The organism is Streptomyces sp. 378 (assembly GCF_030124145.1).
In the GTDB taxonomy this organism is placed as follows: domain Bacteria; phylum Actinomycetota; class Actinomycetes; order Streptomycetales; family Streptomycetaceae; genus Streptomyces.
In genome coordinates this window covers 45,541-56,743 of the sequence record NZ_JASKMS010000017.1, presented here as the reverse complement: position 1 = coordinate 56,743, position 11,203 = coordinate 45,541, and the positions used below count along the sequence as shown (strand labels likewise).

At 71.5% G+C, this 11,203-nt stretch carries 12 protein-coding genes; 8 read left to right on the top strand and 4 right to left on the bottom strand.

Features of this window, described 5'->3' with window-relative positions:
- Positions 1-2 precede the first annotated feature (2 nt).
- From QNO09_RS22650 to QNO09_RS22615, 8 genes are all read left to right on the top strand, one after another.
- Positions 3-827 (top strand): NAD-dependent epimerase/dehydratase family protein, encoded by an 825-nt coding sequence (locus tag QNO09_RS22650; protein WP_283972067.1) that lies wholly within the window; start codon positions 3-5, stop codon positions 825-827.
- Positions 828-1,085: 258 nt separating this feature from the next.
- Entirely contained in the window at positions 1,086-1,856 is a 771-nt protein-coding gene (locus QNO09_RS22645; RefSeq protein ID WP_283972066.1) for a DeoR/GlpR family DNA-binding transcription regulator, read from the top strand.
- Between the two features lie 81 nt (positions 1,857-1,937).
- Positions 1,938-3,311 (top strand): ABC transporter substrate-binding protein, encoded by a 1,374-nt coding sequence (locus QNO09_RS22640; protein ID WP_283972065.1) that lies wholly within the window; start codon positions 1,938-1,940, stop codon positions 3,309-3,311.
- Positions 3,308-4,249: a carbohydrate ABC transporter permease gene (locus tag QNO09_RS22635; protein WP_283972064.1), complete on the top strand. Its 942-nt coding sequence runs from the start codon at positions 3,308-3,310 to the stop codon at positions 4,247-4,249. Before QNO09_RS22640 ends, QNO09_RS22635 begins: the two co-directional genes overlap by 4 nt.
- Positions 4,246-5,097: a carbohydrate ABC transporter permease gene (locus QNO09_RS22630; RefSeq protein ID WP_283972063.1), complete on the top strand. Its 852-nt coding sequence runs from the start codon at positions 4,246-4,248 to the stop codon at positions 5,095-5,097. The genes QNO09_RS22635 and QNO09_RS22630 overlap by 4 nt, the downstream gene beginning before the upstream one ends.
- Positions 5,094-6,083 (top strand): zinc-dependent alcohol dehydrogenase family protein, encoded by a 990-nt coding sequence (locus QNO09_RS22625; RefSeq protein WP_283972062.1) that lies wholly within the window; start codon positions 5,094-5,096, stop codon positions 6,081-6,083. The genes QNO09_RS22630 and QNO09_RS22625 overlap by 4 nt, the downstream gene beginning before the upstream one ends.
- 78 nt (positions 6,084-6,161) lie before the next feature.
- Positions 6,162-6,383 carry a hypothetical protein gene (locus tag QNO09_RS22620; RefSeq protein ID WP_283972061.1) on the top strand — a complete coding sequence of 74 codons (222 nt, stop codon included), beginning with the start codon at positions 6,162-6,164 and terminating at the stop codon, positions 6,381-6,383.
- Between the two features lie 64 nt (positions 6,384-6,447).
- A complete protein-coding gene (locus tag QNO09_RS22615; RefSeq protein WP_283972183.1) occupies positions 6,448-7,647 on the top strand; it encodes a TerD family protein in 1,200 nt (399 codons plus the stop codon).
- 56 nt (positions 7,648-7,703) lie between these two features.
- Here the strand turns inward: QNO09_RS22615 and QNO09_RS22610 are convergent, their stop codons facing one another.
- From QNO09_RS22610 to QNO09_RS22595, 4 genes are all read right to left on the bottom strand, one after another.
- Positions 7,704-8,273, bottom strand: a complete 570-nt coding sequence (locus tag QNO09_RS22610; protein WP_283972060.1) for a TetR/AcrR family transcriptional regulator — start codon at positions 8,271-8,273, stop codon at positions 7,704-7,706.
- 70 nt (positions 8,274-8,343) lie between these two features.
- Positions 8,344-9,369: a LacI family DNA-binding transcriptional regulator gene (locus QNO09_RS22605; protein ID WP_283972059.1), complete on the bottom strand. Its 1,026-nt coding sequence runs from the start codon at positions 9,367-9,369 to the stop codon at positions 8,344-8,346.
- A gap of 318 nt (positions 9,370-9,687) precedes the next feature.
- Positions 9,688-10,092, bottom strand: coding sequence for a VOC family protein (locus tag QNO09_RS22600; RefSeq protein ID WP_283972058.1), 405 nt, complete (start codon positions 10,090-10,092; stop codon positions 9,688-9,690).
- Between the two features lie 92 nt (positions 10,093-10,184).
- Positions 10,185-11,201 (bottom strand): 1-aminocyclopropane-1-carboxylate deaminase, encoded by a 1,017-nt coding sequence (locus QNO09_RS22595; protein WP_283972057.1) that lies wholly within the window; start codon positions 11,199-11,201, stop codon positions 10,185-10,187.
- Positions 11,202-11,203: the final 2 nt, after the last annotated feature.

Genomic DNA, 11,203 nt, shown 5'->3' with positions numbered 1-11,203 from the left:
GGATGCCCGCTCCCCGCACCGTCCTGCTCACCGGCGCCGCCGGTGGCCTCGGCACCCTGATGCGGGACCTGCTCCCGGACTACGGCTACGACCTGCGCCTGCTGGACATGCGCCCGATCGAGGGCGCACCCGAGGCGATCACCGCCGACCTCGCCGACCGGGACGCCGTACGCGAGGCGGTCCGGGGTGTCGACGCGATCATCCATCTCGCGGGCATCTCCCTGGAAGCCCCATTCGAGAAGATCCTCAAGGCGAACATCGAGGGCACCTACCACCTGTACGAGGCCGCCCGCGAGGAGGGCGTGGGCCGAATCGTCTTCGCCTCCTCCAACCACGCCGTCGGTTACACCCCGCGCCCCCGGGGCGACGCACCCCTCGATCCGGGCGCGCTCATCCCGGTCGACACCCCACGCCGCCCGGACACCTTCTACGGCCTGTCCAAGTGCTTCGGCGAGGACCTCGCGCAGTTCTACTGGGACAAGCACGGCCTGGAGACGGTCTCGGTGCGCATCGGCTCCTGCTTCCCCGAGCCGACCAGCGTGCGCATGCTCTCGGTGTGGATGAGCCCCGCCGACGGCGCCCGCCTCCTCCACGCGGCGCTGACCGCCGAGCACGTCGGCCACACCGTCGTCCACGGCTCCTCCGCCAACACCCGGCTGTGGTGGGACCTCAGCAGCGCCCGGGCGCTCGGCTACGAGCCGCAGGACGACTCCGAGCCGTTCGCCGAGAAGCTCATCGCCGAGCAGGGCGGGCTGGACCCGGAGAACGAGGCGCACGCCTATCTGGGCGGCCACTTCGTGACGGACCCGCCGATCTGGCCGTACTGACCGGAGAAGTCGTCACGCGGGCGGGCGGGCACCGAACGGGCCCGCCCGCCGCCCTGTTCGGGCACCACCGCTGCCCGATCCCACCTCCCGAGGGGCCCCGACGCAGGTCCTTGACGGGCACACCCCGTATCGAACGGGCACAACCGGGCAGCATCGATTCCCCAACAGGCCTGGTCAGTGCCGCACGCCCGCTGTAGAACTTCCCCCATGGGCCGCACAGGGCCCGAACGGGCAGCAGAGCGGAAGGCACGTGTCGGCATGAGTACCAGTACGGCGGAAGAACGCCGGCGCGCGATCGTGCTGGCCGCACGACGTGACGGAACGGTCGACGTCACCGTCCTCGCCACCGAGCTGGGCGTGGCCAAGGAGACCGTGCGGCGGGACCTGCGCGTCCTGGAGGACCACGGCCTGCTGCGCCGCACCCACGGCGGCGCCTACCCCGTGGAGAGCGCCGGCTTCGAGACGACGCTCGCCTTCCGCGCCACCAGCCACGTCCCCGAGAAGCGCCGGGTCGCGGCCGCCGCGGCGGAGCTGCTCGGTGACGCGGAGACCGTCTTCGTCGACGAGGGTTACACCCCCCAGCTCATCGCCGAGGCGTTCCCCCGGGACCGCCCGCTGACCGTGGTCACCGCGTCCCTGCCGGTCGCGGGCCTCCTCGCCGAGGTCGAGCACATCTCGGTGCTGCTGCTCGGCGGCCGGGTGCGGCGCGGCACCCTCGCCACCGTCGACCACTGGACGACGAAGATGCTGTCCGGCTTCGTCGTCGACCTCGCCTTCATCGGCGCCAACGGCATCTCCCGCGAACACGGCCTCACCACCCCCGACCCGGCCGTCAGCGAGGTCAAGGCCCAGGCGATCCGGGCGGCCCGCCGTGTGGTCTTCGCGGGCGTGCACACCAAGTTCGGGGCGGTCAGCTTCTGCCGGTTCGCCGAGGTCGCCGCGCTGGAGGCGATCGTGACGAGCACCCTGCTGCCGACCGCCGAGGCCCACCGCTACTCGCTGCTCGGACCGCAGGTCATCCGAGTCTGACCCATATCGGCCCCACGACCTCCCAGGGCGCCCCCACGCCTTGCGTTGCCCCTTATCTCCCCATACATCCAGGAGCGATCCATGCGAACCCAGAGCCGACGACGGCCACCGCGAGCCACGCTCGCCCTGGCCGCCGCAGGGACGCTGCTCGCCCCGCTGCTGTCCGGCTGCTGGGTCGGCGCGGGCGGGACCGGTTCCGGCGGCGACGCCATCAACGTCCTCATGGTCAACAACCCGCAGATGGTCGAGTTGCAGAAGCTGACCCGCGCCCACTTCACCGAGGAGACGGGCATCGAGGTCAACTTCACGGTCCTGCCCGAGAACGACGTCCGCGACAAGATCAGCCAGGACTTCGCCAACCAGGCCGGGCAGTACGACGTCGCCACGCTGTCCAACTACGAGATACCGATCTACGCCCGCAACGGCTGGCTGCACGAGATGAACGGCTACGTCGCCGAGGACCCGGCCTACGACGAGCAGGACATCCTGAAGCCGATGCGCCAGTCCCTCACCGCCGACGACGGCAAGCTCTACGGCCAGCCCTTCTACGGCGAGTCGTCGTTCCTGATGTACCGCAAGGACGTGTTCGGGAAGAAGGGCCTGACGATGCCCGCGCACCCCACCTGGCGGCAGGTGGCGGACCTCGCGGCGAAGGCGGACGGCGCCGAGCCCGGCATGAAGGGCATCTGCCTGCGCGGCCTGCCCGGCTGGGGCGAGGTGATGGCCCCGCTCACCACGGTCGTGAACACCTTCGGCGGCACCTGGTTCGACAAGGACTGGAAGGCCCGGCTCGACTCCCCCGCCTTCGAGAAGGCGACGCAGTTCTATGTCGACCTGGTGCGCGAGCACGGCGAGTCCGGCGCCGCCCAGTCCGGCTTCGCCGAGTGCCTGAACAACATGACCCAGGGCAAGGTCGCGATGTGGTACGACGCCACCTCCGCGGCCGGTTCCCTGGAGGCGGCGAACTCCCCCGTCAAGGGCAAGATCGGCTACGCCCCCGCCCCCGTCGAGAAGACGAAGTCCTCCGGCTGGCTCTACACCTGGGCCTGGGGCATCCAGAAGGCCTCCCGCAACCCGGACGACGCCTGGAAGTTCGTCTCCTGGGCGTCCGGCAAGGGCTACGAGGAACTGGTCGGCGACACCTCCGGCTGGTCCGACGTCCCGGCCGGCAAGCGGGCGTCGACCTACGCCCACCCCGACTACCGCAAGGAGGCCGGTGCCTTCCAGGAGATGACCAAGGAGGCCATCGAGAAGGCCCGGCCGAACGACCCCGGCGTGCAGCCGCGGCCCGCCCCCGGCATCCAGTTCGTCGGCATCCCCGAGTTCACGGACCTCGGCACCAAGGTCTCCCAGGAGATCAGCGCGGCCATCGCCGGACGACAGTCCGTCGAGGAGGCCCTGAGGAAGTCGCAAGCGCTCGCCGAGAAGATCTCCGAGGAGTACGAGGGACGATGACCGCCACCACGACGGCTCCCGTGGCCGCACCAGAGCTGCACACCCCGGTCCGCCGCCCCTCCACCCGGCTGCGTGCCTGGGCGACCCGCGCCCCGCTGCTGCCCGCCCTGATCTTCATGATCGTCGTCACCCAGCTGCCCTTCGTGGCCACGCTGGTGATCTCGTTCTTCGACTGGAACTCCCTCTATCCCGACGCCCGCCGCTTCACCGGCGTCGACAACTACCGGGAGGTCCTCACCGATCCGGGCCTGCGCCAGTCGGTGTGGACGACCGTGCTGCTCACGGTGGCGGTGGTCCTGGCCAGCCTGGTCATCGGACTCGTCCTGGCCCTGCTGCTGGACCGGAGGTTCCGCGGCCGGGGCCTCGTACGGACCCTGCTGATCGCGCCCTTCCTGGTGGTGCCCGTCGCGGCGGCCCTGCTCTGGAAGCATGTGCTCTACAACCCTGAATACGGCCTGTTGAACGGGTTGTTGCACTATGTGGGCGGCCCACAGCCCGACTGGATCTCCACCACCCCGCTGCTCGCCGTCGAGGCCTCCCTCGTGTGGCAGTGGACGCCGTTCATGATGCTGATCCTGCTCGCCGGCCTGCAGAGCCGGGACCACGAGCAGATCGAGGCGGCCCGGGTCGACGGCGCGAGCGACTGGCAGATCTTCGTCCATCTGACGCTCCCCCACCTGCGCCGCTACCTCGAGCTGGGCGCCCTGCTGGGCTCGATCTACATCGTCCAGAACTTCGACGCGGTCTTCACGATCACGTCCGGCGGCCTGGGCACCGCCAACCTCCCCTACACCGTCTACCAGAGCTTCTACCAGGCCCATGAGAACGGACTCGCCTCGGCCGCGGGCGTCCTGGTGGTCATCGGCTCGATCGTCATCGCGACCTTCGCCCTGCGCGTGGTGTCGTCCCTGTTCCGCGAGGAGGTGTCCCGCGCATGAGCACCACCGCACCGCGTGCCCGCCGTGTCCGTGGCAAGGGAGCGGGCCTGGGCCTGCTGGCCTGGCTGCTCGGCATCGCGTTCTTCCTGCCCATCGCGTGGATGGCACTGACGTCCTTGCACTCGGAGGCGGACGCGGCGACCAACCCGCCGTCCTTCGCGGCTTCGCTGACCCTGGACGGCTACCGCGAGTTCTTCGGCGCGGGCGGCGGCGCCAGCCCCTGGCCGGCCCTGATCAACTCCCTGGTCGCGTCCGTGGCCTCGACACTGCTGGTCCTGCTGCTGGCCTTCCCGGCGGCGTACGCGCTGTCCATCAACCGCGTCCGCAAGTGGACGGACGTGCTGTTCTTCTTCCTCTCCACGAAGATGCTGCCCGTGGTGGCCGGCCTGCTGCCGATCTACCTGTTCGCCAAGAACACCGGGATGCTCGACAACATCTGGCTGCTGGTCATCCTCTACACCTCCATGAACCTGCCGATCGCGGTGTGGATGATGCAGTCGTTCCTCGCCGAGATCCCGGTCGCGGTGATCGAGGCGGCCCGGGTGGACGGAGCACGGCTGCCGACGGTCCTCGCGCGCGTGGTCGCACCGATCTCCCTCCCCGGCATCGCCGCCACCGCCCTGATCTGCTTCATCTTCAGCTGGAACGAGCTGCTGTTCGCCCGGGTGCTGACCGGTGTGGTCGCCGAGACCGCCCCCGTCTTCCTGACCGGCTTCATCACCAGCCAGGGCCTGTTCCTGGCGAAGGTGTGCGCCGCGTCGCTCGTCATCTCCCTGCCGGTGCTCGCCGCGGGGTTCGCCGCCCAGGACAAGCTGGTCCAGGGTCTGTCGTTGGGAGCCGTGAAATGAAGGCCGCCGTCATCGAGTCCGTGGGCAGGGCCGTCGTCACCGAGGTCCCGGACCCGACGCCAGGACCGCGCGACGTCGTGGTCGAGGTCGCGGCCTGCGGCCTGTGCGGAACCGATCTCCACATCCTCCAGGGCGAGTTCGCCCCGAAGCTGCCGATCGTGCCCGGGCACGAGTTCGCGGGCGCGGTGGTCGGGGTCGGCACGCAGGTCACCGAGGTGGCGGTGGGCGACCGGGTCGCCGTCGACCCGTCCCTGTACTGCTTCGAGTGCCGTTACTGCCGCACCGGGCACAACAACCTCTGCGAACGCTGGGCGGCGATCGGCGTCACGACCGCCGGAGGAGCGGCACGGTACGCGGTCGCCCCCGTGGCGAACTGCGTCAAGCTCCCCGACCACGTCCGCACCGAGGACGCCGCTCTCGTGGAGCCGCTGTCCTGCGCGGTCCGCGGCTACGACGTCCTCCAGTCGCGCCTCGGCGCCCACGTCCTGATCTACGGCTCCGGCACGATGGGCCTGATGATGCTGGAGCTGGCCAAGCGCACCGGCGCGGCGAGCGTGGACATGGTCGATGTGAACCCCGCCCGGTTGGAGACGGCCCGCCGCCTCGGCGTCTCGGCGTCCGCGGCGAACCCCGACGAACTGGACCGCCCGCAGGGCTGGGACCTGGTCGTCGACGCCACGGGCAACGCGGCGGCGATCCAGGACGGCCTGGACCGGGTGGCCAAGGCGGGCACGTTCCTGCAGTTCGGGGTGGCGGACTACGCGACCCGCGTCACGATCGACCCGTACCGCATCTACAACCAGGAGATCACCATCACGGGTTCGATGGCCGTCCTGCACAGCTTCGAGCGCGCGGCGGAACTCTTCGCGAACGGCGTCCTCGACCCGGAGGTCTTCATCAGCGACCGGATCCCGCTGGAGCGGTACCCCGAGGCGCTGGAGCAGTTCGCCTCCGGGGTCGGCCGCAAGATCGTGGTCGTGCCGTAGGGCGACGGGCCACCGCGCAGGCGCGAGGGCGGGCGAAATCCGGTGGGACGCCCGCCCTCGCCCCCGTACGCTCACGCCATGCCACGACCCCAGGGATTCGCCTACGAGCAGCACGCGGCCGGAACCGTCCGCATCACCCACCACGGCCGCCCCGCCACCCTGCTGAACGGCCCCCGGGCCGCACAGTTCCTCGCCGAGGTCGAGACCTCCGACCCACAGCTCGTCATGGCCCGCTGGACCGGCAACTACAAGCGGGGCAACGAACGCGCCGCCCGGGACCACCCCCGCAATCGCCGCTGACCCGATTGGCCCCAAGGTAAGGGAACGGCAAAACCACCTCGCTCGTTCACCCGGCATGACAGCTATGACCCCCGGCTCGAACATCCCCCTGTCCGCCGCCCGCGTGACGGTGGACGTCACCGCCCCGGAGCGGCTCGACGTATCGGGCCTGCTGCTCACCGCCGACGGCAAGGTGCGCTCCGACGACGACTTCATCTTCTACAACCAGCCCTCGGGCGCGGGCGTGACCTACCGCTCGGGCGGCGGCGGTGCGCCCGACGCGATCGTGGTCGACACGACCGCCGTGCCGCCCGGCATCGAGAAGATCGTCGTCACGGCCAGCCCGGACGCCGCGGGCCAGACCTTCCGGGGCATCGAACCGACGGCCACGATCCGCAACGCGGACGACAACTCCGTCCTGGCGTCCTTCACGCCCCCGCAGCTCGGTGACGAGACGGCCCTGGTGATCGTGGAGGTCTACCTGCGCAACGGCCAGTGGAAGGCCCGGGCCGTCGGCCAGGGATACTCCAACGGCCTCGCGGGCATCGCCACGGACTTCGGCGTCACGGTGGAGGAACCGGCCGCCGCCCCGGCCCAGCCGATGACCCCGCCGCCGGCCCCGGTGCAGCCGCCCGCCCCGCCCCGCTCCGCTCCCGCCGCGCCCCCGGCCGCCCCGGCCACGCCTCCGCCGCCCGCCCCCGGCGCCGGGAAGATCAACCTCGACAAGGGCCGCGTCAGTCTCCAGAAGAACCAGACCGTCTCCCTGATCAAGGGCGGCCGCCCCCTGCTCTCCTCGGTCAAGATGGGACTCGGCTGGGAGCCCGCGTACCGCGGCAAGGACATCGACCTGGACGCCTCGGTCATCGCCTACGGGCCACAGCGCAACCACATCGACAGCTGCTACTTCGGCAAGCTGCAGATCGTGGGCGGCGCGATCCGGCACTCCGGCGACAACCTCACGGGCGAGGGCGGCGGCGACGACGAGGTCATCACGGTCGACCTCGGCCGACTGCCCCAGGAGGTCACGGGCCTGGTCTTCACGGTCAACTCCTTCTCCGGCCAGAAGTTCACGGAGGTCGCCAAGGCCTACTGCCGCCTCCTGGACGGCACGACCGGCGAGGAACTGGTCCGCTTCGACCTCACCGGCGCCGAGCCCCAGACCGGCGTCCTGATGGCCAAGCTGATCCGCCAGTTCTCCGGCGAGTGGGACATGACGGCCATGGGCGACTTCGTGAAGTCCCGCACGGTGAGGGGGATGGTGAAGCCGGCGGCGCAGGCCCTGTAAGCACCGCACCGGCCTCCCGGGACGCCCCCTCTCCGGGGGGCGTCCGGCTCGCGGGATCAGCGACGCCCCAGTCCCTCCATCAGCAGCGTCAGATACCGCCGGATGTGCCGGTCCTCCCCGTCCGCCAGTTCCGACGCCGTCGCCACCCCGTGCGCCAGCCTCAGCACATCGATCGGGTCGACGTCCCGCCGCAGCGTGCCCTCCTCCTGCGCCGCCCGCACCAGCCGCCCCGCCGCGGCCTTGACCGGGTCGCCGCAGGCCGTGTTCACGAGGGACCCGGAGTCCGTGACGGCCGGACCCAGCAGCGCCTTCAGCCCGCGCATCCGGATCATCCCGGCGCCCAGCTCGTACAGCCACTCCCCCAGCGCCTCGCCCGGTGACCGTTCGGCGGCGAGCACACCGGCCCGGGCCGCGATCGCCTCGATCCGGTCCAGGTACGCGGCCTCCAGCAGCGCCCGCCGGGTCGGGAAGTGCCGGTAGAGCGTGCCGGAGCCGACCCCGGCACGCTTGGCGATGTCGTCGAGCGAGGCCCCCTCCCCGTGCTCGGCGAACGCCTCCACGGCCACCCTCAGCAACCGCTCGTGGTTACGCCGGGCATCCGCCCGCATGGGCCTGACCCGCACCACGCGACCACTCCTCACGAACGGGGACTCTCCGCGCACCCTACCGAGACGGCGGGCACCGGACCGGCCGGAATCAGGCGGAGTCGCGGATCACGAGTTCGGGCGTCACCCACGCGTCGGCGCCCCGCAGTGGCTCCTCACCCGCGCGCAGCCGGGCCACCTGCTCCACGGCCAGCCGTCCCAACTGCCGCTTGTCGATGTGCAGGGTGGTCAGGGCGGGTTCGACCAACTCGCCCAGGGAGAGGCCGTCGAAACCGAGCACGGCCAGATCCTGCGGGACGCTCCGGCCACGGCGACGGGCGGCACGCGTCGCCCCGACCGCGATCAGGTCGTTGAAGCCGAAGACCGCGGTGATCCCGGGCCGCGCGGTCAGCAACCGGTCCAAGCCGGCCTCGCCGCCCACCACGCTGTGCTCGGGGCACGTCACGACCCAGTCCTCGTCGACGGGCAGTCCGAGCCGCCGGGCCTGCTCCAGGAAGGCCTGTCTGCGGGGGCCGGGGCCGTGCACGCCGTCCAGCATGCCGATCCTGCGGTGCCCGGCGCGGAACAGATGGTTCATGCCCTGTTCGACGCCGGTGGTGGCGTCGATGCCCACGGCCGCGAACCGGGTCTGCCGCGGTCCGCGCTCCAGCAGCACCAGCGGAACGCCCCCGAGGTGCCGGGCGAGCACGTCGTCCGGGTCCTTGAAGTAGCCGACGACCGCGTCCGCCTGGTGGGAGAGCACGTCGAGCGCTTCCCGCTCCCTGGCCTCGTCGATCCGGGAGTCCCACACGACGACCTGCCAGCCACGCTGCTCGGCCGCCTCCAGCACCCCGGCGGCCACTTCGGGGAAGAACGGGTTGCGCAGGTCCGGGATGACCAGGCCGGCCGTCACCGCGCCCTTCTGGACGAGTCCGCGGGCGAAACGGCTCGGCCGGTAGTCCAGGAGCCGCGCCGCCTCCAGGACGCGCTCCTTGGTGCCGGGATCGATCTCGCCCTTGTCGTTGACCGCCCGGGAGACCGTCTGGCGCGACACCCCGGCCAGGCGTGCGACGTCGTGGATCGTGGCCCGGCGCCGGGCACCGTCAAGCCGTTCGGCACGCTGATTGTCGGTCCACACGCGCAGCACTGTATCCGGCGCCACTGCCCGCCCGGCAGGGGCAGCCGGACGGAGGCCCCCGCCGGTCCGCACCCGCGTACGGCGAGAAGGGGCCGTGTCGGGGGATGTCCGCCCGCAGCGGTTGGCGCGTCAACGCCAGTCAGTCGGTATGAGGGCCCATCGCGCCGTTCCGAGGACGGACACCCCCCGGCGCGGCCCCGACCCCCACCCGGCATCAGGCCAAGACGCGCGCCCCCACCCAGCGCCACCAGACGCCCCAGACGCCGCCCGCAGCCGACCGCCCCCTCCGGCCCCTCGCCCCGGCACCGACCACCCCCGTCAGTCGCCGATCTCGGTGAACAGCGTCAGCTGAAGGGCACCGGGGGCTTCGAGCCGGGAGTTCAAGGAGTTCCACGGGGTGCGGGTCGGCTCGGCGACGACCTCGGCGCCGGCGGCCGCCAGCTTCGCCGTGGTGGCGACGGAGTCGTCCACCTGGAAGGCGACCCGGATGTGCCCGGCCACCCGCCGCCCCACCTCCACCTCGTCGATGAACGCGGCGTGGTTCGGGTCGGTCAGCTCCAGGGTGGCCCGCCCGGCGTCGAGGATCGTGACCCGCCCGTCCTCCGACGCGAACGCGGCCTGCTCTGCCAGACCGAGCACGTCCCGGTAGAAGTGCAGTGCGGCATCGTAGTCGTCGGCGGTCACGACCAGGCGCAGTTGGCGAACGGCCGGCTCGTCGGACATGGCGGCTCCTCCAGGACGTCGGATGCCCGCGACAACCCGACGGCCCGCCGGATGATTCCCGTGCCCGCCCGCGGGCGGCGAGGCAGCGGCGGTCAGAACAGCGCGCTGTAGGCGTTCAGTGCCGGCTGACCGCCCAGATGGGCGTAGAGGACCGTGGCGTCGCGGCCGATCTCGCCCCTCGCCACCAGGTCGGTCATCCCGGCCATGGACTTGCCCTCGTACACGGGGTCGGTGACCATTCCCTCCGTCCTGGCCGCGAGTCGCATCGCCGCCAGGGTGGTCTCGTCGGGAACGCCGTAGACACCGGCGTGGTACCGCTCGTCGAGTGCGACGTCGGACTCGGTCAGCTCGCGCTTCACACCGATCAGCCGCCCGGTGCGGTGGGCGATACGGGCGATCTGGGTGCGGGTGGCGGCCGGTTTCGCCGAGGCGTCGATGCCGAGCACACGCCGGGGCCGCCCGCCCGCCTCCTCCAGCGCGGCGAACCCGGCGACCATGCCGGCCTGGGTCGATCCGGTCACCGAGCACACCACGACGGTGTCGAAGAAGACGCCCAGCTCCCGCTCCTGTTCGGCGACCTCGTAGGCCCACCCGGCGAAGCCGAGGCCGCCGAGCGGATGGTCGGAGGCACCGGCCGGGATGGCGTACGGCTTGCCGCCCGACTCCTCGACCTCCCTGAGCGCCTGCTCCCAGCTCTCCTTGAAGCCGATGCCGAACCCGGCCCTCACCAGCCGCACATCGGCCCCGGCGAGCCGGCTGATCAGGATGTTGCCGACCTTGTCGTACACCGCGTCGGGCCAGTCCACCCAGCTCTCCTGCACGAGCACGCACGCGAGGCCGACCCGGGCGGCGACGGCCGCGACCTGGCGGGTGTGGTTGGACTGCACCCCGCCGATCGACACGAGCGTGTCGCAGCCCTGGGCGAGCGCGTCGGCGACCAGGTACTCCAGTTTGCGGGTCTTGTTGCCGCCGTACGCCACACCGGAGTTGCAGTCCTCGCGCTTGGCCCAGAGGGAGGCGCCGCCGAGGTGCGCGGTGAGCCGTTCCAGGGGGTGTACGGGCGAGGGCCCGAAGAGCAGGGGGTAACGCTCGTACGCGGATAGGGACATGG

Coding starts and splice junctions, on each gene's coding strand:
- QNO09_RS22625 (WP_283972062.1), top strand. CDS start 5,094: ATGAAGGCCGCCGTCATCGAGTCCGTGGGCAGGGCCGTCGTCACCGAG.
- QNO09_RS22600 (WP_283972058.1), bottom strand. CDS start 10,092: ATGTCCGACGAGCCGGCCGTTCGCCAACTGCGCCTGGTCGTGACCGCC.
- QNO09_RS22635 (WP_283972064.1), top strand. CDS start 3,308: ATGACCGCCACCACGACGGCTCCCGTGGCCGCACCAGAGCTGCACACC.
- QNO09_RS22620 (WP_283972061.1), top strand. CDS start 6,162: ATGCCACGACCCCAGGGATTCGCCTACGAGCAGCACGCGGCCGGAACC.
- QNO09_RS22640 (WP_283972065.1), top strand. CDS start 1,938: ATGCGAACCCAGAGCCGACGACGGCCACCGCGAGCCACGCTCGCCCTG.
- QNO09_RS22630 (WP_283972063.1), top strand. CDS start 4,246: ATGAGCACCACCGCACCGCGTGCCCGCCGTGTCCGTGGCAAGGGAGCG.
- QNO09_RS22595 (WP_283972057.1), bottom strand. CDS start 11,201: ATGTCCCTATCCGCGTACGAGCGTTACCCCCTGCTCTTCGGGCCCTCG.
- QNO09_RS22645 (WP_283972066.1), top strand. CDS start 1,086: ATGAGTACCAGTACGGCGGAAGAACGCCGGCGCGCGATCGTGCTGGCC.
- QNO09_RS22650 (WP_283972067.1), top strand. CDS start 3: ATGCCCGCTCCCCGCACCGTCCTGCTCACCGGCGCCGCCGGTGGCCTC.
- QNO09_RS22615 (WP_283972183.1), top strand. CDS start 6,448: ATGACCCCCGGCTCGAACATCCCCCTGTCCGCCGCCCGCGTGACGGTG.